Genomic DNA, 22,794 nt, shown 5'->3' on the forward strand with positions numbered 1-22,794 from the left:
TTCTGGAACGTTATCCACAGAGATCTAAATTATTTAATTATAAAGATATTTAATATGGGAATTTTTGATAAAAGAGTAAGTTATAAGCCATTTGAATACCCGGAGGTTCTTCAATTTGTAGAGGCAATCAACAAATCGTTCTGGGTACATTCGGAAGTGGACTTTACTGCAGATGTTCAGGATTTTCATTCGCAGTTGGAACCACATGAAAAGCACGCTGTGAAAAATGCGCTGTTAGCCATTGCACAGATCGAGGTGTCTGTAAAGACATTCTGGGGGAACCTATACAATCACCTACCAAAGCCGGAATTCAATGGATTAGGATCTACTTTTGCGGAATGCGAGTTCCGTCATTCTGAAGCATATTCCCGTCTCTTGGAGGTATTAGGATATAATGACGAATTCCTTAACGTAATTGAAATTCCTGCTGTAAAAGGAAGAATCGAATTTTTAGGGAATGCTCTAAAGCACGCTAATTCTGCAACTCCTAAAGAGTACGTTTCTGCATTATTATTGTTCAGTATTTTAGTAGAAAATGTTTCTCTTTTCTCTCAGTTTGCCATCATCCTTTCTTTCACAAGATTCAAAGGATTTATGAAGAATGTTTCCAACATTATTGCATGGACATCCGTAGATGAGCAAATTCACGCCAATGCAGGAATCTACCTGATCAACAAAATCCGTGAGGAGCAACCTGATCTGTTAACAGACAGCGACATCGAAGACATCTACACATTGGTAGACGAATCTATCGCAAAAGAAGGAGATATCCTTAGCTGGATCTTCGAATTGGGTGAAATCGACAACGTATCGAAAGAAGATCTTCTGAACTTCATGAAATACAGAGTAGATGACAGCTTGAAGAAAATCAACATGAAGCCAAAATACAACATCACTCCTGAGCAGTATAGACCAATGGTATGGTTCGAGGAAGAAGTTTTTGCCAATTCATTAGATGATTTCTTTGCGAAAAGACCGGTTGATTATACCAAGCACGACAAAAGTATTACAGCAAACGATTTGTTTTAATACAGAGACGCGAGCGAAGCGAGCGTCACAGCAGATAGTATTAGATTAACGTCATTCTAAAAATGTACAACGGTACATCAACATAATAAAAAATCTGACACCAGGATTTCTTAGTAGTTGGAATGACAATATGTTTAAATAAATATCAAACACAAAATGATTAATGTAATAGTAACTTACACCGTAAAACCGGAATTTGTTCCAGAAAACAAAGCTAATATTCAAAAGTTTTTGGATGATTTTAAAAATTTAGATCAGTCTGCTTTTGAATATAAAGTATATGTAAAGGAAGATGGGGTTACTTTTCTACATTATTCAAACTACACCAATGAAGAAGTTCAGCATGAGGTTTTGAATGTACCTTCTTTTAAAGAATTTCAGAAATTAAGAGATGAAAGCGGGCTGAACGACTCCCACAAAGTAGAATTTTTACAATCAATAATATAAAAAAACAAAATTCCGGGGTGATAATCTCATCCCGGAATTCGAAAATATAACATCTATGGAAGAGCAAAATTCAAATATATGGTGGCTCAATGAAGAGTCTGAACAAATGTTGAACAGAGGATATCTGTTGAAAGGCGAAACAGTAGACGGAGCTATCGACAGAATCACTACTGCTGCTGCAAAAAGGTTGTACAAACCAGAACTCCAGCCAGCATTCAAAGAAATGATCACTAAAGGATGGATCAGCTTCTCTTCTCCTGTATGGGCCAATATGGGAACAGAAAGAGGTCTTCCTATTTCATGTTTCAACGCTCACATCCCGGATAGCATTGAAGGAATTACTCACAAAATGGGTGAAGTGATCATGCAGACTAAAATCGGAGGAGGAACTTCAGGGTATTTCGGAGAATTAAGAAACAGAGGAACTGCAGTTACTGATAACGGAAAATCTTCTGGAGCAGTTTCATTCATGAAGCTTTTTGATACGGCAATGGATGTAGTTTCTCAAGGAGGAGTAAGAAGAGGTGCTTTTGCTGCCTACCTGGATATTGACCACGGAGATATTGAAGAATTTTTATCAATTAAAGATATCGGTAGCCCGATTCAAAACCTGTTCACCGGAGTTTGCGTTCCAGATTACTGGATGCAGGATATGATAGACGGTGATATGGAAAAACGTAAAGTATGGGCAAGAGTATTGGAAAGCCGCCAGCAAAAAGGTCTTCCTTACATTTTCTTTACCGATAACGTTAACAGAAACAAACCTCAGGTTTATAAAGACCAGAGAATGACGATCAATGCAAGTAACCTTTGCTCTGAGATCATGCTTCCTTCAACAATGGAAGAATCATTCATCTGCTGTCTGTCTTCTATGAACCTTGAATTATATGATGAATGGAAAGATACAGATGCTGTAAAATTAGCAGTATACTTCCTGGATGCTGTATTATCTGAATTTATCGATAAAACTGAAGGTAACTATTACCTACAGGGAGCGAGAAACTTCGCAATGCGTCACAGAGCTCTTGGATTAGGAGTTTTAGGATATCACTCTTATTTACAGAAGAATATGATTCCGTTTGAAAGCTTTGAGGCGACTCAGTTCAACGCAAGAGCATTCAGACATATCAAAGATCAGGCTGAGCAGGCTTCAAGAGAACTTGCCAACATCTATGGAGAACCAGACGTATTGAAAGGGTATGGACTGAGAAATACCACTACCATGGCTATTGCTCCTACCACTTCAAGTTCTGCAATCCTTGGACAAACCTCTCCGGGAATTGAACCTTTCTCTTCTAATTATTATAAAGCAGGTCTTGCAAAAGGAAACTTTATGCGTAAAAACAAATACCTGGCAAAACTATTGAAAGAAAAAGGACTGGATAATGAAGAAACATGGAGAACAATCATGTTGAATCACGGTTCCGTACAACACCTAAACGAGCTTACTCCTGAAGAAAAAGCAGTATTCAAGACGTTCAAAGAAATTTCTCCAATGGAAATTATTTCTCAGGCGGCACAAAGACAACAATACATTGACCAGGCACAATCTCTGAATCTACAGATTCCTTCTACAATGCCTGTAAAAGATGTCAACTACCTTTATATTGAAGCTTGGAAAAAAGGAGTAAAAACACTTTACTACCAAAGAAGTTCTTCCGTTTCTAAAGAAATGATGGTGAACTTTGTATCATGTTCAAGCTGTGAAGCGTAAAATCAAGTAATAAACACGCTATATTTATGAAAGCATACCGAAAGGTGTGCTTTTTTTATGCCCTAATGATTGAGGATTCCTTTAATGTAAAATACTGATGAGACTCAACATGTAATTTCTTGATCATTCAGTCATCAAAATCTATCATACAAAAAAGTCCGGAAAGAAAATCCGGACTTATGAAAAAGAACTTCTTTGAAGTAAAATGGTCTAATAAAATAATTAAAAATTATATCGTACTCCCAATTGTGCCTGGAATCTTGATGCAAACTGATCAATGGTATAAGGCAACCCTGGGGTTTTAAAGTTATAGGTAGGGTCTCCGGCTGCAGGCTGTCCTGTTGCAACGTTTCCAACTTTTGTAAGACCAACGCTGGCTGTAGAGTTAAAGGTATTCGGTACAAAATATACTTTACCCCAGTCTTTGTTCAATAAGTTGGTAAAATTGATGATGCTCAATGAAATCTGAATACTGTTCTTAGATTTTTCGCTAAACCTGATTTCATCCATGATTTTGATATCTGCCTGTACATTCCAAGGAGTGAAATCACCGTTTCTTTCTGTGAATTTTCCTCTTCTGGACTTCAGATAATCATTATTGTTAACAAAATTTTCATAATCTGCAATCTGCTGTTGTGCAGTTACCAATACATTTCCAGATCCATCTTTGATAGGAACAATATATTTAGCAGCTTCGGCAGCATCTTTAAAGATATAAGCAAGTCCGGCAGCCTGCCCTGTATTAGCAATCGTACTGTTTATAAATCCCCATGAGAAAGGATTTCCCGACTGTGCATTGAAGTACACATTGGCAGATAATCTGTTCAGTTTGGAAACATTAAATCCATATCCAAGATTAGCTACAATTCTGTTTTTGATCGCAAAATTCGAAGTAGTCAGCTTAGGATCGTTAGGCGTCAGAGATTGGTTCATCTGCCAGTTACTTTCCATAGAGTTTCTGATACCATTCGTAATATCCTTAGCATCACCATAAGTATAGGCTACAAAGAAGTTGAATCCAAAGTTATACGATTTCGAAAGCTGTGCTGTTAAATTGTATCGGTAACCTTCTTTAGTATTTGATAACATGTAAGCGTTCGAGAAGTTGTTGTTGATGTTGGTTGTATAAATTGGCATTTCATGATCCACATCATAGCTGTAATACGACACATTATCCGTTTTATTCACCTGCTGGAACTTCAGATCGTAAAGCACTTTTGTATAGATTCCTTCCAAAGTAAGTTTATATCCTGAAAGCGTATAATCAAAAGCTAAAGAACTTCTCCAAACTCTTGGCATTTTAAAATTATTATCAACAAGGTCTACCTGTACTTTTGAAGAGTTTTGCCATTTCGGGAAATTGGCACTGTTCAAAGGATCTCCATTGGTGGCCAGCTGAGTAGCAGTAGGAGCGTTATAATCATAACTTCCAAAACCAACACCATCATTATAATAAGCATATCCAAGCCATGCAAATGGAATTCTTCCCACAAAGATACCTGAACCTCCTCTCAATACCATTGATCTGTCTTCAGTAACATCGATGGTAAATCCTAATCTCGGAGAGAATGTAGGTTTATTAAGGTAATTATTGGTAAGCTGGCTTAGCGGAGTATAAGTATAGGTGTTTCCATAATTCGGATCTTGTGGTGAGCTGTTAACAAGTGGGCTCAGCTGTGGCTTATTAGGTAAATCTGTATAATCCACTCTTACTCCCGGAGACAATCTTACTCTTCCCCAGTTGATCTCGTCCTGGAAATACATGGAAAGAAGATTCACTTTGTACTGCGCATAAGGATTATCAAAAAGAGTCTGTCTGCTATCTCCGTTAAAAGGATAAGTACCTCTTATTCTGGAAGGAGTACCATTGTAAAAATCATTAAGAGATTTATAAGAAATCCTTCCGTTTAATGCATTTACAAATCCATAATCAATATTATACAACTCGTTGTGAGTTCCTAATAAGAAAGTATGGTTTCCTGTTTTATAAGTCAGGTTGTCTGTAATTTCAAAAGTCTTCTGTTTCATATTGAAAACAGTGGCTTCTCTGTCATTACCCAACAAAATTGTTCCTCCATTATAATTGATCTCAACCTGCGGGAACATTGCGTTTCCTGAAGTTGGATCTCTGTAGTCATGAATAGATGAATATCCAAGAACTAAATTATTGCTCCATTTATCATTAAAACGGCTCTTCAATTCTAAAGTAGTGGTAGAAGCCGTATTCTTCTGAATAAAGTCCATACTGGAGAACCTGAAATTCGCTCCATCTCTTTCAAGGTTGGAAGCTTGAGAGAATACAGTATTATTTTTAATGGATAAAGTATGTTTATCATTAATTTTCCAGTCTAACTTATTGAAAAGTTTAGAACTTTCAGAGAAGTTATTGTATTGGTTAAAGCTTCCTACGTTGAAGCCATATTTATTTCTCACAAAATCTGAGATCTGCTGAGCTGTCTGTTCGTTCACCAAAGCATTAGGATCATTGGCGTTGTAGAATACAGGGTCTGTTCTTTTGGTATATTCAAGATTGGTAAAAAGGAAAACTTTATCCTTTACGATTGGTAAACCAACTCTTCCACCATAAATGAAATCCTGAAAATCGCTCGGCATTTTTGAGTTATCCCCTACTCTGTTTCTTCCTGTAATTGCAGCATTTCTACCGTATGAATAAAGAGATCCTGTAATCTCATTACTTCCACTTCTGGTAACGGCATTAATACTTCCACCCAAGAAATTCCCCAACTTTACATCATAAGGAGCGATATACACTTGTACATCCTGAATAGCATCCAAACTTATAGAATTGGAACGCGTACTGCTTCCCGGCATTCCGGAAGTTCCCGTCTGTCCACCCAATGAAGGACTGAAACCAATAGCGTCATTGTTGATAGAACCATCGATGGTAACGTTATTGTATCTGAAATTGGTTCCGTTGAAAGAGTTATTGGCACTCTGAGGAACCAGTTTTGTAACATCCTGAATTCCTCTGTTAATATTCGGAAGCCCGGAGATTTGCGCCTGGCTGATTCCTACTCCGTTTTTTACAGTAGTTCTTTTAGAAGTAATTTTTACTTCATCAATTGTTTTTTCTTTGCTTCCAAGATCCACCACCGGTAAATCATTGCTTCCCAAAGAAAGCTGTAAACTAGGATTCTCATAAATCACCTGTGATCCATCAGATATCTCGATTTTATAAGGACCTCCTGGCTGTAGATTGTCCAAACTAAACTGCCCTTTACTGTTACTCTTAGTTTCAAAGACACTGTTGGTAGGAATATGTACTACCTTTACAGTTACTTCAGAAGAGATTCCTTTTAATCTTCCAAAAATCTTAGAACTGGTTTCCTGTGAAAATGCAAAACCAAACGATAATAAAGCAAAAGCACAGATGATTTTTTTCTTCATATTTTATTGCTAAAAACTTGCCGTAAAATTAGATTTAGTAAACAGGAAGTATGGTAACATAAAATTAACATTACGTAACAGAATGTTTAACATTTCCTTAAAAAAAACTTAATCGAGATCGTAAAGCAAACCTTGATAATTTTCATATAAAAATCTACCTGATCAGGTGAAATTCACCCCAAACCCTGTTGATAAAAGCACTTAAAAGTAATTCTGATGAGGTATAAAAAATTCATACAAACGGAACTCTGCGAAAAATAAAATCCCTTTCTTTTTTTGGTTTATATTTGTGTTTATTATTTAATACTATAAAACGACAGATATGAAATTCGGACAAGTAGAAGACCCATCAAAAATAAATTTCGCCCTTCCTAAAGATCATTCCAGAACCAAGGAAATTTTAAGTACCAATAAAAAAGGGCTTGAAAATATTTCTATCGGATGCGCCAAATGGAACAAAACCGACCTTAAAGGATTTTACCCTAAAGGAACAAAGGATGAACTGACCTATTATGGTACCCAGTTCAATTCTATTGAGCTAAATGCTACTTTCTACGGAATGCCTACTCCGGATCAGGTAAAGACATGGAAAGAAAAAACACCGGAAAACTTCAAATTCTTCCCCAAGATTACCAATACCGTCTCCCATTTCAAAAGACTGATTGATGTAACAGATCCCGTGACACATTTCGCATCAGCTGTTATGAATTTTGATGAAAAACTGGGAATGGCTTTCCTACAGCTTCACGATAATTTTAAACCTAAAGATTATGACAGGCTGGAAAAATTTGTTAAAGAATGGCCAAAAGAAGTTCCCCTCGCTATAGAGCTTAGAAATACAGAATGGTTTACCAACGAGAAAATTCTTAATACAACCTGCGAACTTTTTGAAGCACACAACATCACCAACATTATTGTAGATACCGCCGGAAGAAGAGATATGCTTCATATGCGTCTTACGACTCCAAATGCATTCATCCGCTATGTAGGAGCCAATGCTGAAAGTGATTATGAAAGACTGGATGACTGGCTGCAACATTTGACAAAATGGAAAAAGGAAGGCCTTCAGAATCTGTATTTCTTCGTACACCAAAATATAGAAAAAGCGTCTCCACTATTGTCCGCTTACTTCATCAAAAAGCTAAACGAAGAATGGAAAAAGGAGATTCATATTCCGCAGATGGCAACAGAAAGCACAGGAACACTTTTTTAAATATTCCTTTCGACTGATCTGCAAAAAACAGAGAAAATCCTTTTCATAGCAGAAAAATTTGTAAATTAGAGTATCTCGTATTCCTGGTAATATGAGGTACTTTTTAAATTATATATCATGGAAAAGGAAATTTGTAAAATCAGTATTGCCAGCAGCTGGCTTGGTGATGAATATATCTTTTATGATAATCATAAGATAAAAAGAATATTTGATAACCACAGCTTGAACTCCAACCGGGTTGAATGGCTTGAACCTTCACAAATCAGTAAACAAAATAAGGACAAATTGGTAAAAGCCTGCCCCGAAGAACTTAAGGAGCAGATCATGCAGATCTTAGATTACCCTTAACCGTTTCAATGCTAATGAATGTACTGAAACAATCATTAGCTAAACTATTTTGTCTTATTTTTTTTCAAAAGAAGGACAAGGTTCAGGAATAAAAGCAGAAAATCCAGTGTGATCCATATTCCAAGTTTTGTATTTTCATAATTATAGGCATCAACCTGCTTTTTGGCAGCATCAGAAAGTTTCATGCTCTGGTTGATGTAGTTTTGTACTTCTACAATCTGGTCAATATTTTTATTGGGTACAGAGTGCTGTGAAAAATAGACAAGGTTCTTTTTTCCAAGATATCCTGCAATCCAGTATTCATCAGACTGATCCATTTTCAGATATTCTATTCTGTAGTATTCAGGACGGATCTTTCCAATATGTTTGGGCTCGAGTGTCGTATTCTTGTCTGTTTTTTTTACATTGATCAGATAAAAATCCAATGTCTGCGGAAGTTTATTAACGACCTGCAGCCCCACCGAATTAGCAACAAATGCAACAGCACTTTTCTTGATAAACCAATAGGTAAAAACCGAAATCGAAAAAACAACGGTCACAATGCGAAACAGTTTGGCCCATTTTGCCATCCTTCCCGATTTCACCTTAAATAGAACCAGAGAAAGGATACAAGCAAGAAAAATGATAAAAATAATGAGTGTCATATTTTACAAAGATACTTCTTATCTGTATTTTATCTATATTTGCCGGCAAATTTTAACTCAAATAAACCATGAAAAAAACGCTTTCGTCACTTCTTTTTTGCAGTATTGCTTCTTTTTACGCCCAGGTCAAATTCGAAAAAGGGTATATTATCGATCAAAATGATATAAAAAAAGAGGTTCTGATCAAAAATAAAGGATGGGTAAGCAATCCTGACAATATCATTTATAAAACAGACGAGAATTCGGCAGAGGATAAAGGAACTCCTTCTACCATCAAAGAATTCGGAATATATAACGACTCCAAATATGTTACTTATAATGGTAATATCGACTACTCCTCCGATGACATTTCCAATTTCTCTAACACTAAAGAACCCAAGTTTGTAAAAAGCTCCGTATTCCTGAAAGAACTCGTAGCAGGAAATAAGAATTTATATACCTACAAAGGTCATATTACCCGATATTTTTATTCAGAATCAGATTCCGTTATTCATCCTTTGATCTATAAAAAATATTTCTTTAACGGGAACAGTTCTCAGGTGGCCACCAACGAGCAGTATCTTGATCAGCTAAAAACTATTTTTGCGGATAACAACAGTGCTCAGGCTTTAGTAAACAGAACACAATATACAGCTTCCAGCTTAACGAAAATATTTAAGACTTACAATGGTGAAAGTTCTGACGGTTCCACTGACCAATCTTTCACTGAAAGTAAAAAGAAGGTAAAATTCAACCTTAGTATCCGACCGGGAATTAATTTTTATGCTCCATTAGAGTTGAAAGAATCGTACCGAAATCCTGGCTTCCCTTCAAAATCTAACTTCAGAATAGGAGTAGAAGCAGAATTAGTTTTACCGTTTAATAAGAATAAGTGGTCTGTAATTCTTGAGCCTACTTATGCACAGTATACCAATAAAAAAACAACTATCCGAACAGATGATAATCTGTATAATATGACAATGGATAGCTATTCTTTTATTAATATTCCTTTAGGAATAAGATATTCTATGTTTTTGAATGAAAAATCAAGAATCTTCGTTAATGTTGCTACCAATGTATTGAATGTAAGAACAAGTTCTTCAGCTTCAATAGATGTGGATTACGATAATGTTGTATTTGATAAGATTGCTCTTGCTTCCACTCAAGCCTTCAGAGGAACATCTTTTGGGGCAGGATTCAATTACAATAACAAATTCAGTGTAGAAGCAAGACTAAGTAGCAGTACGAATATTCTTTATAAGGATCTTCCGAATGCAGATCTTAAATCTTTCTCTTTAATTCTGGGATATAATATTTTCTAATCTACATTCCATTCTTTATAAAACTGGTCGAGGAAATTCAGCATATACTGATGTCTTTCTTCGGCCATTCTTTTTCCTTCCGGTGTATTCATCAAGTCTTTCAGAAGTAATAATTTTTCATAAAAATGATTGATGGTTGTACCGTTGGATTTTTTATATTCTTCTTTAGACATTCCTAAGTTAGGCTTTACTGCAGGGTCATACATCAGATTATTTTTGAATCCTCCAAAGTTGAATGTTCTGGCAATTCCAATAGCGCCTATCGCATCAATACGGTCCGCATCCTGTACGATTTTAAGTTCAATAGATGGGTTTTCCGGAGCCTGGCTTCTGTTTTTGAATGAGATATTCTCAATTACAAATAAAACCTTCTGGATAACCTCTTCTGAAATATTCTGGCTCTCAAGAAATTCTCTTGATATTTTCGGAGCAATGGTTTCATCTCCGTTATGAAATTTAGGATCGGCAATATCATGTAACAGGGCGGATAATTCTACCACTTCTTTGTCGCAATCTTCTGTATCTGCAATTTTTCCGGCAAGTTTCCATACTCTTTCAATGTGAAACCAGTCGTGTCCTGCTTCTGCTCCTTCCAATTTTTCTTTTACAAATTCTACGGTTTTGTCGATCGTACTTTTCATTTATCTATCAGTTCATTTAAAATAATATCCCAAAGTTTGCTGTTATAGCTTCTAAAAAAATTGACATGTCCGATTTCATTTTTATCAGATTCGGAAGTTTTTACCAGCCGGTAAGTGGGTTTGAGGTTAGGATAGGTATCATTCAATAAACTCAGCACTCCTTTTTCTGTTAGCCAGACATCATCTTCAGCACGAATGACGAATACATTCTGCGTTAATTTTTTAGAATAGTCATCAATTTTCTCCAACAATCTGTTGGTTGATTTCTTGTTTAAAATTAAGGTTCTCCAGTCATATGCACAATTTTTTGGAAGACTTTCTCCAAGTCCGAACCAATTTGCCGGGAAATATCCTAGCAGTGAAGTGGTTAGCGGCTGGGCAATTCCAAAGCCCAAATACGCTTCTATTTTTGTTTTTGTGCGGAGGTTTCCAACGAAGGCATTTTGGGTTCCTACGAAGATGAATTCTTCAAATATCTTTGAGTCTTCATTCATCCCCAGAATCAGTGCTCCTACGGAATGTCCCAGGCAATATTTTCTGTATTGAGGGAATGTGTTGATGATATAATCTGTTACAGTTTTAAAATCCTTTGAGCCCCAAATTCTCATGGAACTGTGGAATCCTTTCATATTTTTCGGTTTCGAAAGACCAATTCCGCTGTAATCATAAGTAATCACTGTAAATCCTTTTTCAGAAAAGTAATGGGCAAAGGAAAAATAAACCTGTTGCTTCACTCCTGTGGCGGAATTGATGAGTAATAGTTTCCCATTACTTTTTTCAGGATTGAAAAGATGAACGCTAAGGGAAGTATTGTTTTCTGTGGTCAATATTAGTTTTTCCATATGATAAAAGAAAAAATCCACTATAAAAGTGGACATTTTACCTATATTTTTATGTTAAGTTTTAGACTTTTGATATGCCTTAAATAGTTTAAGAAAGAAAATCTGCCATTCTGGGCAATCCTGTTTGAGATCCTTTTCCTCCTGAAACCCTTGATGAAACTTCATTTCCAAACTTCACGCATTCTTCAATGGAATTACCGTGACAAAGTGCTATGGCGAATCCGGAAGTAAAAGCATCACCCATTCCCATTTTGTAAACGGTTTCATCTTTATCATTTCTATAATACTTCATTTCGTTACCGTCAAAATAAATGGTTGAGTTGGTATCGTCTCTTACAAATACTTTATTATAGTATTTTTTAAGAACGTCCTCTCTCTTTTCTTCTCCGAAAATAGTATACAGTTCATTGCTTTTGGCCACAATAAAATCAACATTTTCTAAAATATCTTCACTGATTCTCACAGCGGGTGAAGCATATAACCCCACCTTTTTTCCATATTTCTTTGCTTTTTTCACTGTATATTCTACAACATCCATAGATACTTCAAGTTGTATCAGAACAAGGTCTACGGTATGGAAATATCGGTCGGCCTCGTCAATATGACTTGTTTTAAGATATTTATTGGCTGCCGGTACCACTACAATTGCTGCATTTCCATGGGAAGTGGTGACATAAGCTGTACCTGTTGCTTCTTTGTCTGTTTCATGAACAAATCCCACATTCACATTTTCACTCACCAGGTTTCTCATAATCTGCTGACCAAGAGGATCCATACCTACACATCCTACAAAATATACACTGGCACCCAACCTGGCTGTACCTACTGCCTGATTGGCCCCTTTCCCTCCAAAATAGCTTTCTGAATTAACGGCCAAAACCGTTTCATTGGGCTGAGGAAGTTTTTCGGTTTCCAGCACTAAATCTATTGATGAGCTTCCTACAACGATAATTCGGGGTTGTTCTGATGAGAAATACATTGTGTTTTATATGGGGCTTTAAAGTTTAATATTTTATAAAAGGTACTTCAAAAATAGCTAATTTAAATTAACTTATCTCAATAAATTCAGTAATTATCTTTGCAGGCTTCTGATCTTTATCATAGCCGATATAACTGGCATAAAAACCTTCGCCGTATCCTGTTTCAAAAGCAAAAATTGTCCCCGGATGTTTCTCAGAAGGCTTCAGAAATGCATATTGGTCTATTGCACCATTCTCATCAAAGAAATAATCATGGAAAAACTCCTCATAGATTCCCATAAAATCTCCTCCTTTATTCTGATATAGTTTTTGCTCAAGATCGTTGAGGCTGCTTTGGGTATCTACGTCCATAAAACATCCCATTCCGCTTTCCACAGGATATCCGAAAACTTCTTCTTCAGCCAGGTCTTTAATATTCTGCCCTGTTGTGGTGGCAAGTTTCCATTCTTTGATTTCTGAATTCGTGAATATAATTTCTGCGTAGGCCACACAGTTGCTTTCTCTTTCTTTATGTAGCATTACAGAAAAATCTCCTTTCGGAAATTGGGTTGTAAAAGGAAGCATATCATTTGTGATCAAGGGGTCACAAGCGACGAGTTTTCCACTGGAAAGATAGATCTTCCCTACTTCAAAACTTTCCAATAAGGGACTCTCTACAAAGTCCTTTGAAAATAGTTTTTTTATGTTTTCTAAATGTGTCATTCTATTTATTCTTTAAATCATCAGGCTGGATACAATTATTCACCTGTATCCAGCCTGAGATTTCGACAAAGTTAATTGTCTGTATTTTTATAAACTTTTCAGTTTTTCTTCAAGGATCGCAATCTTATCCAAAGCGTCTTTCTGCTTTTTACGCTCTACCTCTACTACTTCAGGTTTTGCGTTGGCAACAAATTTCTCATTGGAAAGTTTCTTTTCTACTGAAATTAAGAATCCTTTTAAGTATTTCAATTCTTCTTCAGTTTTCTCTTTTTCTTCTCCCAAATCAAGATTTTCACTCAAAGGTATAGAAACTTCAGTCGCTCCTACCAGGAATGTAAAACTTGGTTTATCAGTTTTCTGTCCGAAATGGATATCAGAAACATTGGCCAATTTTCTTACTACTGCTTCGTTGGCAAATTCTGAAGCATTGGTATATATCTCAACGGTTTCTCTTGGTGAAATTCCTTTTGTCTGGCGGTAGTTTCTTACTCCGGAAATCAATTCAGATGCTGTTTCAAAGTTTTTAATGATGGTTTCATTAAATTCTCCGCCGTTTTTCTGCTGAGAGATCATTAGAGCTTCTTCAATACTTCTTTCTGAGATTGTCTGCCACAATTCTTCGGTTAAGAACGGCATAAACGGATGAAGCAGCTTCATAAGTTCTTCAAATAAACCAATTGTTTTGTTATAAACATCTTTTGAAATTCCTTCACCATAATTCGGTTTAATAGCTTCAAGATACCAACCGCAAAAATCATCCCAAATTAATTTGTAGATTAAATGTAAAGCATCAGAGATTCTGAATTTCTCAAACTGATCATTAATTTCAACAATCGTTTTATTCAGTTTATTTTCAAACCATTCTATAGTCTGGATTTCTGTTGCATTTGCAGGTTTATCTTCATGATTCCACATATTGATCAAACGGAAAGCATTCCAGATCTTAGTGGCAAAGTTTCTTCCCTGAAGCATTAAATCTTTATCAAAAAGAAGGTCATTTCCTGCTGCAGAACTCAATAGAATACCTACACGAACTCCATCAGCTCCAAATTCAGAGATCAGCTCCAGAGGATCTGGTGAATTCCCCAGAGATTTGGACATCTTTCTTCTTTGGCTGTCTCTTACAATTCCTGTAAAATACACATTCTTGAACGGAACTTCTTTTCTGTATTCCAATCCTGCCATAATCATTCTGGCTACCCAGAAGAAGATGATATCCGGACCGGTAACAAGATCAGAGGTTGGATAATAATAGTTGATATCTTTATTTTCAGGATCAAGCAGCCCGTCAAATACAGACATTGGCCACAACCATGAAGAGAACCACGTATCTAATGCATCATCATCCTGTCTAAGGTTTTCTATAGTCAGACCTGAATTCCCTGTTTTTTGTTTTGCCAGTTCTAAAGCATCTTCTTTAGTTTCTGCCACTACGAAATCATTTTCTCCTTCTCCATAGTAATACGCAGGAATCTGCTGTCCCCACCAAAGCTGACGGGAGATATTCCAGTCACGGATGTTTTCCATCCAGTGTTTGTAAGTATTCTTGAACTTTTCCGGGTAAAATTTCACCTCATCATCCATTACTACATCCAAAGCAGGTTTAGCAATTTCAGACATTTTCAGGAACCACTGTACAGAAACTTTAGGCTCAATAACGGCACCTGTTCTTTCTGAAGTTCCTACTTTATTTACATAATCTTCGGCTTTTAACAAAAGATCTTTTTCTTCCAGTTCTTTTGCAACCAGCTTTCTTACTTCAAATCTGTTTTTTCCTGCATAGTGAAGTCCATGCTCGTTAAGATTTCCATCATCGTCTAAAGCATCAATCATTTTCAACTGATGTTTTTGTCCGATTTCATAGTCATTGGTATCGTGTGCAGGCGTAATTTTTAGAGCTCCTGTTCCAAATTCAATATCAACATATTCATCCTCAATAATCGGGATTACTCTGTCAACGATCGGTACGATTACATTTTTGCCTTTCAGGTGAGCATATCTTTCATCATTTGGATTGATACACACCGCTGTATCCCCGAAAATAGTTTCAGGACGCGTGGTAGCCACTGAAAGAAATTCTTCTGAACCTTCAATTTTATATTTAAGGAAATATAATTTTCCGTTTTGCTCTTTAAAAATTACTTCTTCATCTGAAATATTGGTTTTTGCTTCCGGATCCCAGTTTACCATACGGTACCCTCTGTAGATCAATCCTTTATTGTATAGATCTACAAAACTTTTGATAACCTGCTGAGACAGTTTATCTTCCATGGTAAAACGGGTTCTGTCCCAATCACATGAACATCCCAGTTTTTTCAACTGTTCCAGGATGGTTCCCCCATATTTATTAGTCCATTCCCAGGCATGCTCCAGGAATTGTTCACGGGTAATATCAGATTTATTGACCCCTTCAGACTTCAATTTAGCAACAACTTTAGCTTCAGTAGCGATTGAAGCGTGATCTGTTCCCGGAATCCAGCAGGCATTAAACCCGCGCATTCTTGCACGACGGACCAGAACATCTTGAATAGTATTGTTCAGCATATGCCCCATGTGCAAAATCCCCGTTACGTTTGGCGGAGGAATGACCACGGTGTATGGCGGCTTGTTATTAGGTTCTGAATGAAAATACTTGTTCTCCATCCAGAAGTTATACCATTTCTGTTCTGTTTCCTGTGGATTATACTTTTCTGAAATCTGCATAAATTCTATTTCTTTGACTTACAATTTGCAAAAATAGTCTAAAGAAAAAAAATTTTAAGCATGAATTAAAATAATTTTTAACTTTGTTTCACAAAATTTATCTAACAAATATATCTAACATTCAAGAATATGAAGAAATTAATCGCAGGAATTGCATTGTTCGGAACATTTGCACTTGCATCTGCACAAACTATTACATTTGATAAAACGACTTTTGACTACGGTACTATCAAGCCAAGCTCAGACGGTACAAGATTCTTTACTGTAACGAATTCAGGTGATAAGCCTTTGATTATTTCAAACGTAAAACCTTCTTGCGGATGTACTACACCTGAGTTTAGCCAAGATCCGATCATGCCAGGAAAATCTGCTAAAATCAAAGTAGGATACAATACTTCTATTCCTGGAGGTTTCAACAAAATGATTGAAGTTTTCTCTAACGACCCTGCAAACAGCAGAAGCGTAATTTACATCAAAGGAAATGTAGATGCTAAAGCTCCTGAACCAAAAGTATTGACTCCAGAAGAGCAAAAAGAAGCTGCTAAGGCTGAGAAAAAAGCTGCAAAACTTGCTAAAAAGGCTGCTGCAAATTAATCTTTACTCAAAAAAAATAAAGGAACCGTCTCTATAGAGGCGGTTTTTTTATTACATTTATGTTTGATTAGATTGTAGATGATGGGTGATAGGTGGCAGAAAATAGTGTTGAAATCTATCATATATATCTAGGTTTTGGCTGATATTTGGATTTATTTTCCTTTAAAATAGCCGGACTAAAACACACTCGTATTGAATTTTAATAACAACATCTTTTAATCTTTTAATCTTTTAATCTTTTAATCTTTTAATCTTTTAATCTTTTAATCTTTTAATCTTTTAATCTTTAAAAATATATGGACACCAATTTCTCAGATGACTTTAAAGTAAACGGAAAATTTTCAATCAAGAAGGCCAATACTTCATACAAAGGAAAACTTACCAAAGACGAAGGAGCAGAATTATTAATTCAGGAAAAAGAAAAGCTTCGTGAGTTACAGGAAAAATTATATGCTGACGGCAGCCAGTCTCTTTTGGTGGTTTTACAGGCGATGGATGCAGCAGGTAAAGACAGTATGATTGAGCATGTTTTCGGAGGAGTAAATCCACAGGGCTGTAATGTAACCAGTTTCAAAACACCAAGTTCCAAAGAATATTCCCACGATTTTTTATGGAGACATTATCTTGCGCTTCCTCAAAAAGGGATGATCGGGATTTTCAATCGCTCACATTATGAAAGTGTATTGGTTTGTAAAGTACATCCCGAATATAATTTAAGTGAAAAAACATGGTCTTCGGTAAAGGATTTCGATGATAAATTCTGGGAAAACCGATATGAAAGTATCCGAAATTTTGAGAAGCATCTTGCTCAAAACGGTACAACCATTGTCAAAATATTCTTAAACGTATCGGAAGATGAGCAGAAAAAAAGACTTCTGGACAGAATCAACGAACAGGAAAAAAACTGGAAATTTTCAGCAAGTGATCTTCCGGAGAGAGCTTTATTCAGCAAATATATGGAGGCTTATGAAGCGGCAATCAATGAGACTTCTAAAGATCATGCCCCTTGGTACGTACTTCCTGCAGACAATAAATGGTTTGCTAGAGTTGCTGCCATTCAGATCATTATTGATGCTCTGGAAAAAATGAATCTAAAATATCCAACCCTTTCAGATAAGGACAAAGAAGAATTACAAAACGCAAAAAAACAGTTGGAAAGCGAATAATCTTATAAAGGATGAAAGTGGAAGTTCATCGTTTGAAGGTTCAGATCTCTTATAATCTTCAGCTTTGGGCTTCCTTCCTTTTGTGTTTACGGTTAAAAAAATTACGAGAAAATCTATAAGCCGGATTTTGTACTTCCGAAGAAGTGCCTGTTATTTATCTACGTTTTACATTGCTGCAAAACTTGAGCTGATTACCCCTCGGCTTTCAGGACGAGCCGCCCCTATTTTCATTACTGAAAAGAACCGATATACTTACCATTGCACCGCAAAGAGTTTACCTGGTTTCACTACAGCCGAACTGTACTTGCTTTCTGTTGCACTTGTCCTACCCTCGCGGGTGACGGATGTTATCCGCTTTGCTGCTCTATGGTGTCCGGACTTTCCTACCTCCCGAAATCGGGAAATCAACAAGCCGATTTTCTCGCAGCGGCAAAGATACATAATTTTTTATGAAGAGACTGAGGAATCCTTGAAAGTAAAGGAAGTGAATACACAGATTGGTTCACCCGATTTATTGTAACCTTTCAGCTTATTTATGATTTTGCCATAATTCCTCTTCTCCAATTACCACTTTATTATTATCTTCGTGCATTATATATCTATGAATTCCAGAGAAAAAGAATTTGCGCAGCTTATCAAGGATAATCAGGGTCTGATTATTAAGGTATCTCGCCTTTATACGAACTCTCTGGAGGATGAGGAAGATCTTTTTCAGGAGATCGTGTTACAACTTTGGAGAAGTTACGACTCATTTAAAGGAAACTCAAAAATTTCCACATGGATGTATCGTGTAGCGCTCAATACAGCCATTACCCTCTTTAGAAAAAAAAGCAAAAGCCTTCCTACCAATGAACTGGACATCAACCACAAAGACTTCGTGGAAGATGATGATGAAAAGCAGCAGCAGATATCGCTTTTGTATACTGTAATCAAGACTCTTCCGAATGTTGAAAGGGCCATTGTCATGATGTATCTTGATGATCTACCTTATAAGGATATTGCGGAAAACCTCGGAATCACAGAAGTGAATGCCCGAGTAAAAATGAACAGATTAAAGAAAACCCTTAAAGAACAGATGGAAAAATATGCCTGAATTTGATTTAGACAGCTTTAAAAAGACATGGCAGGAACAACCTGTACAACCAAAATATGACAACCGTGAAATTCTTCAGATGTTGAATAGAAAGTCACGCAATTATGTAAAATATATTTTCTGGATCAGTGTTGTAGAATTTCTATTCTTTTCTGTTTTAGGATTGTTCTATTTCTTCCAGGAAGAAGAATCTGACAGTTTCCGCAAAATGCTAGAAAGACTGGGTGCGCAGGAAGCACCGGAAGTAGAAAATAATTTTGGCCATGCTTATTTAGCAATAAAAATTATAAGCTTGCTGATTACAGCTTACTTTGTATTGAAATTCTACAGCAATTACCGCAAAATAAAGATTGAGGAAAATCTGAAAGGGCTCATTACAAGAATTATCAAATTCAAAACAACAGTTAATGCATTTATTTTAATCAGTATTGTGCTTCTTATTTCCTTTACATTTGTATTGGCTGCTTTTATATTCTATACATTAAATTCTCAAAATGTACAGCCAAGCAATGCCGATCTTACTATTACGGTTGTTGGGCTTACAGTAAGTACTTTGCTTGGGATTTCTCTGATCTGGCTATACTACAGGCTTGTATATGGTACAATCATTAAAAAACTTGATAAAAATCTACATCAGCTTAAAGAAATAGATTCTCAGGAAAATTAGTATACATAGGCATAGTTCGGGATATAATCAGTAATTTTATTCCACCAAATCTTAAACTATGCCCTTATCTTATGTTTATGGAACTTCAGAGGTTCCATTATTAGGACAGACTATTGGAGGTAATCTGAAAAAGACTGTCGAAAAATACCCCCATCAGGAAGCTTTAGTCTGTGTCCATCAGAACTACAGAGCTACTTATCAGGAATTTTATAATCAGACCACTGCTGTTGCCAAAGCCCTGCTATTTTTAGGAGCAAAAGCCGGCGATAGAATCGGAATATGGTCTTCCAACCGTTACGAATGGGTTCTTCTTCAATATGCTACGGCCAGAATAGGAACTATTTTAGTGAATATCAACCCAGCTTACCGAACTCATGAGCTTACGTATGTACTCAACCAATCTGAAGTACGGTTTATTTTTTCTTCTTTAAGTTTTAAAACCAGCAACTACAAAGAGATGGTGGAATATGCCAAAGAGGTATGCCCCACCCTGAAACATGAGATATTCTTTGATGATAATTGGGAAGAGTTTGTGAATAATGGTCAGAATATTTCTGACGAAGTTCTTCACAGCTTTGAAGAGCACGTGCAGTTTGATGATCCTGTGAACATTCAGTATACTTCAGGAACTACAGGTTTCCCGAAAGGAGTTACTCTTTCTCATCATAACATTTTAAATAACGGTTATTTCATTGGGATAAGGCTGAAATATACCGAAAAAGACCGTGTCTGCATTCCGGTTCCCTTCTATCATTGTTTTGGAATGGTTATCGGAAATATATGCTGTACTGCTCATGGCGCTTGTATGGTGATTCCTAATGACAGTTTCGATGCAGAGATTACATTAAAAGCTGTTTCCGACGAAAAATGTACTTCTTTATATGGCGTTCCCACAATGTTTATTGCAGAACTGGCAGTAAAAGATTTTGATACCTACGATTTTTCAAGTTTAAGAACCGGAGTGATGGCAGGATCAGTATGCCCACCAGAGATCATGAAAAAAGTAGAAAACCTTATGAATATCAAGGAAATGAGCATCTGCTATGGAATGACAGAAACTTCCCCCGTATCTACTCAAACACTGATTGGAACTCCTCTTGAAAAACAGGTAAGTACAGTTGGAACTGTTCAGGATCATCTCGAAATAAAAATTATAGATGAAAACGGAAAAATTCTGAAACGAGGTGAACATGGTGAACTATGTACAAGAGGCTACTCCGTCATGCTGAAATACTGGAACGATCCGGAGAATACCCGAAAAGTTCTTGATGAAGGCCGATGGATGCATACCGGAGATATGGCCGTAATGGATAAAGACGGTTATATTACCATTTCCGGAAGAATTAAAGACCTTATTATTCGGGGTGGTGAAAATATCTCTCCCAAAGAAATTGAAGATTTTTTATACACCTATACCCATATCCTGGATGTACAGATCATTGGAGTTCCCAGTGAAAAGTTTGGAGAGGAAGTAATGGCATGGGTAAAAGTGAGAAAAGGATTTACGATCACAGAAGAAGAGCTTTTAGAATACTGCAAAGGAAAAATTGCTCACTATAAAGTTCCTAAGTACTGGAAATTTGTAGATGAATTTCCAATGACGATCTCCGGAAAAATACGAAAAGTAGAAATGAGAGAAATTTCTATGAAAGAACTCGGATTGGAAGCCAGAGTTTAGATTTTTAACCTTGTATACAAAATAAAAAAGCATTTCAGATTGAAATGCTTTTTCTATACTATTTTAAAGTTCTTTTCTTAATCTTGCTACCGGAATATTAAGCTGTTCACGGTATTTTGCAATCGTTCTTCGGGCAATATTATATCCCTGTTCTTTTAAGATCACCACCAGAGCATCATCTGTAAGGGGTTTTCTTTTGTTCTCTTTACTGATCACTTCCTGAAGATGCGTTTTGATTTCTTTAGTAGAAACCTCTTCTCCATCATCATTCGTCAAACTATCTGAGAATAAATCTTTAAGATATACAATCCCATTAGGCGTATCAGCATATTTACTTTTTACCACTCTTGAAATGGTAGAAATATCAAAACCGGTAATATCAGCCACATCCTTTAGGATCATTGGTTTCAGCGACTTTTCATCTCCTGTGATGAAATAATCTTTCTGGAACTTCACAATGGCTGTAATGGTCTGTAATAAAGTATTCTGACGTTGATTGATCGCGTCTATATACCATTTGGCAGCATCCAGCTTTTGTTTGATGAATAAAGCAGCCTGCTTATGCTCAGATGAATTCTTATCATGAGAATAAGTGGTCAAAATATCTTTATATTCTTCAGAAACTCTTAATGTAGGCGCATTCTTGCTGTTCAGCATGGGGATTACCTGCCCGTCTTTCACCTGAATTACAAAATCTGGAATAATTTCCTGATTGATCGTAATAGTCTGAGTATCAAAATTCCCACCTACTTTAGGCGAAAGTTTGGAGATTTCATCCAGTGCATCTTTAAGATCATCTTCTTCAATATCATATTTTTGAATAATCTTGTTATAATGCTTATTCGTTAAAGCATCAAACTGATGTCTCAGAATATTGGCAGCCAGAGAAACCGCTTTATCAGAGCTTACTTTCTTCTCAATCTGCAGCAACAGACATTCCTGAAGACCTCTTGCTCCTACTCCTGGTGGATCTAGTTTTTGAACATAGTTCTCAAGGATGTCTTCCACTCTTTCTTTGGTAGTATAAATTCCCTGTGAGAAAGCAAGATCATCTACAATAGACTTGATCTCTCTTCTCAGATATCCGTCTGTATCCAGGTTTCCAATAAGGTATTCTGCAATCCTCAGATCTTCATCACTGATATTTACCAGATGAATTTGCTCCATCAAATAATCATATAATGACTGTCCTTCCGTCAGAAGGCTCTCGTTATCGAATTCTTCATCATCCGGAGAGTAGTTACTGGATGCGGTTTTATAGCTTGGTTCATCGTCATAGATATATTCATTGACGTCGAAATCTGTTTCAATGCTTTCCGTACCCTCATCCTGATAAGCATCTTCCAAAGAAGAATAATCATCTTCCTTAGAATCTTCCTTGGCAATTTCCAAAGCAGGGTTTTCTTCTAACTCTCTCTCCAACTCCTCTTCAAATTCAAGAGTGTGAAGCTGAATAAGCTTCATCAACTGGATCTGCTGAGGGGCCAGCTTCTGTCCTAATTTGAGTTGTAAGTGTTGTTTAAGCATATTCTTATTTGCGTTTTAACATAACATATTCTACGAATTTAATAAATTTATTTGATAAAAAACACATTTAGCATGATTTTTGCTTTATACATTGAAT

General features: G+C 36.4%; 19 protein-coding genes and 1 other RNA gene. 11 read left to right on the plus strand and 9 right to left on the minus strand.

Annotated elements, in window-relative coordinates:
- Nucleotides 1–54 precede the first annotated feature (54 nt).
- From ACL9RH_RS12905 to ACL9RH_RS12915, 3 genes are all read left to right on the plus strand, one after another.
- A complete protein-coding gene (locus tag ACL9RH_RS12905) occupies nucleotides 55–1,029 on the plus strand; it encodes a ribonucleotide-diphosphate reductase subunit beta (protein ID WP_422693782.1) in 975 nt (324 codons plus the stop codon).
- Between the two features lie 156 nt (nucleotides 1,030–1,185).
- Nucleotides 1,186–1,476 carry a hypothetical protein gene (locus ACL9RH_RS12910; protein ID WP_422693783.1) on the plus strand — a complete coding sequence of 97 codons (291 nt, stop codon included), beginning with the start codon at nucleotides 1,186–1,188 and terminating at the stop codon, nucleotides 1,474–1,476.
- Between the two features lie 55 nt (nucleotides 1,477–1,531).
- A complete protein-coding gene (locus ACL9RH_RS12915; RefSeq protein WP_422693784.1) occupies nucleotides 1,532–3,190 on the plus strand; it encodes a ribonucleoside-diphosphate reductase subunit alpha in 1,659 nt (552 codons plus the stop codon).
- A 222-nt stretch (nucleotides 3,191–3,412) separates the two neighbouring features.
- On the opposite strand, the gene ACL9RH_RS12920 is transcribed toward ACL9RH_RS12915, so the two are convergent.
- On the minus strand, nucleotides 3,413–6,598 hold the full coding sequence (locus ACL9RH_RS12920) for a TonB-dependent receptor (protein WP_422693785.1): 3,186 nt from the start codon (nucleotides 6,596–6,598) through the stop codon (nucleotides 3,413–3,415).
- A 322-nt stretch (nucleotides 6,599–6,920) separates the two neighbouring features.
- Here ACL9RH_RS12920 and ACL9RH_RS12925 point away from each other — a divergent pair, with 322 nt between their 5' ends.
- Together ACL9RH_RS12925 and ACL9RH_RS12930 are read left to right on the plus strand one after the other, a co-directional pair.
- Nucleotides 6,921–7,811, plus strand: coding sequence for a DUF72 domain-containing protein (locus ACL9RH_RS12925; RefSeq protein ID WP_422693786.1), 891 nt, complete (start codon nucleotides 6,921–6,923; stop codon nucleotides 7,809–7,811).
- A 117-nt stretch (nucleotides 7,812–7,928) separates the two neighbouring features.
- Nucleotides 7,929–8,159 carry a hypothetical protein gene (locus ACL9RH_RS12930; protein ID WP_422693787.1) on the plus strand — a complete coding sequence of 77 codons (231 nt, stop codon included), beginning with the start codon at nucleotides 7,929–7,931 and terminating at the stop codon, nucleotides 8,157–8,159.
- 44 nt (nucleotides 8,160–8,203) lie between these two features.
- Here ACL9RH_RS12930 and ACL9RH_RS12935 read toward each other — a convergent pair whose 3' ends face one another.
- Complete coding sequence (locus ACL9RH_RS12935; RefSeq protein ID WP_422693788.1) at nucleotides 8,204–8,803, minus strand: hypothetical protein; 600 nt, start codon at nucleotides 8,801–8,803, stop codon at nucleotides 8,204–8,206.
- A gap of 68 nt (nucleotides 8,804–8,871) precedes the next feature.
- Here ACL9RH_RS12935 and ACL9RH_RS12940 point away from each other — a divergent pair, with 68 nt between their 5' ends.
- Nucleotides 8,872–10,104, plus strand: coding sequence for an outer membrane beta-barrel protein (locus tag ACL9RH_RS12940; RefSeq protein ID WP_422693789.1), 1,233 nt, complete (start codon nucleotides 8,872–8,874; stop codon nucleotides 10,102–10,104).
- On the opposite strand, the gene ACL9RH_RS12945 is transcribed toward ACL9RH_RS12940, so the two are convergent.
- The 5 genes from ACL9RH_RS12945 to ACL9RH_RS12965 all read right to left on the minus strand — a co-directional run bounded on the left by ACL9RH_RS12945 (nucleotide 10,101) and on the right by ACL9RH_RS12965 (nucleotide 15,972).
- On the minus strand, nucleotides 10,101–10,745 hold the full coding sequence (locus tag ACL9RH_RS12945; RefSeq protein ID WP_422693790.1) for an HD domain-containing protein: 645 nt from the start codon (nucleotides 10,743–10,745) through the stop codon (nucleotides 10,101–10,103). The genes ACL9RH_RS12940 and ACL9RH_RS12945 overlap by 4 nt on opposite strands.
- On the minus strand, nucleotides 10,742–11,587 hold the full coding sequence (locus ACL9RH_RS12950) for a serine aminopeptidase domain-containing protein (protein WP_422693791.1): 846 nt from the start codon (nucleotides 11,585–11,587) through the stop codon (nucleotides 10,742–10,744). The genes ACL9RH_RS12945 and ACL9RH_RS12950 overlap by 4 nt, the downstream gene beginning before the upstream one ends.
- A gap of 88 nt (nucleotides 11,588–11,675) precedes the next feature.
- Nucleotides 11,676–12,566, minus strand: coding sequence for a PfkB family carbohydrate kinase (locus ACL9RH_RS12955; protein WP_422693792.1), 891 nt, complete (start codon nucleotides 12,564–12,566; stop codon nucleotides 11,676–11,678).
- A gap of 67 nt (nucleotides 12,567–12,633) precedes the next feature.
- A complete protein-coding gene (locus tag ACL9RH_RS12960; RefSeq protein WP_422693793.1) occupies nucleotides 12,634–13,269 on the minus strand; it encodes a DUF4241 domain-containing protein in 636 nt (211 codons plus the stop codon).
- Between the two features lie 87 nt (nucleotides 13,270–13,356).
- Complete coding sequence (locus tag ACL9RH_RS12965; protein WP_422693794.1) at nucleotides 13,357–15,972, minus strand: valine--tRNA ligase; 2,616 nt, start codon at nucleotides 15,970–15,972, stop codon at nucleotides 13,357–13,359.
- Nucleotides 15,973–16,101: 129 nt separating this feature from the next.
- Between ACL9RH_RS12965 and ACL9RH_RS12970 the strand changes: the two genes are divergently transcribed.
- A complete protein-coding gene (locus ACL9RH_RS12970; protein ID WP_422693795.1) occupies nucleotides 16,102–16,566 on the plus strand; it encodes a DUF1573 domain-containing protein in 465 nt (154 codons plus the stop codon).
- Nucleotides 16,567–16,862: 296 nt separating this feature from the next.
- Complete coding sequence (locus ACL9RH_RS12975) at nucleotides 16,863–17,732, plus strand: polyphosphate kinase 2 family protein (RefSeq protein ID WP_422693796.1); 870 nt, start codon at nucleotides 16,863–16,865, stop codon at nucleotides 17,730–17,732.
- A gap of 100 nt (nucleotides 17,733–17,832) precedes the next feature.
- Here the strand turns inward: ACL9RH_RS12975 and rnpB are convergent.
- Nucleotides 17,833–18,156: RNase P RNA component class A (gene rnpB, locus ACL9RH_RS12980), an RNA gene on the minus strand.
- Nucleotides 18,157–18,333: 177 nt separating this feature from the next.
- Here rnpB and ACL9RH_RS12985 point away from each other — a divergent pair.
- Genes ACL9RH_RS12985 through ACL9RH_RS12995 form a run of 3 tightly spaced genes read left to right on the plus strand, consistent with a single transcriptional unit; the run spans nucleotide 18,334 to nucleotide 21,170 of the window.
- Nucleotides 18,334–18,825 carry an RNA polymerase sigma factor gene (locus tag ACL9RH_RS12985; RefSeq protein WP_236855786.1) on the plus strand — a complete coding sequence of 164 codons (492 nt, stop codon included), beginning with the start codon at nucleotides 18,334–18,336 and terminating at the stop codon, nucleotides 18,823–18,825.
- A complete protein-coding gene (locus tag ACL9RH_RS12990) occupies nucleotides 18,818–19,492 on the plus strand; it encodes a beta-carotene 15,15'-monooxygenase (protein WP_422693797.1) in 675 nt (224 codons plus the stop codon). The genes ACL9RH_RS12985 and ACL9RH_RS12990 overlap by 8 nt, the downstream gene beginning before the upstream one ends.
- 58 nt (nucleotides 19,493–19,550) lie before the next feature.
- The gene (locus ACL9RH_RS12995) at nucleotides 19,551–21,170 is read left to right on the plus strand and encodes an AMP-binding protein (protein ID WP_422693798.1); all 1,620 of its coding nucleotides are present in this window, start codon (nucleotides 19,551–19,553) and stop codon (nucleotides 21,168–21,170) included.
- Between the two features lie 63 nt (nucleotides 21,171–21,233).
- On the opposite strand, the gene rpoN is transcribed toward ACL9RH_RS12995, so the two are convergent.
- Nucleotides 21,234–22,697 (minus strand): RNA polymerase factor sigma-54, encoded by a 1,464-nt coding sequence (rpoN, locus tag ACL9RH_RS13000; protein WP_422693799.1) that lies wholly within the window; start codon nucleotides 22,695–22,697, stop codon nucleotides 21,234–21,236.
- Nucleotides 22,698–22,794 lie beyond the last annotated feature (97 nt).

The organism is Chryseobacterium sp. Mn2064, assembly GCF_049319685.1.
Classification (GTDB): domain Bacteria; phylum Bacteroidota; class Bacteroidia; order Flavobacteriales; family Weeksellaceae; genus Chryseobacterium.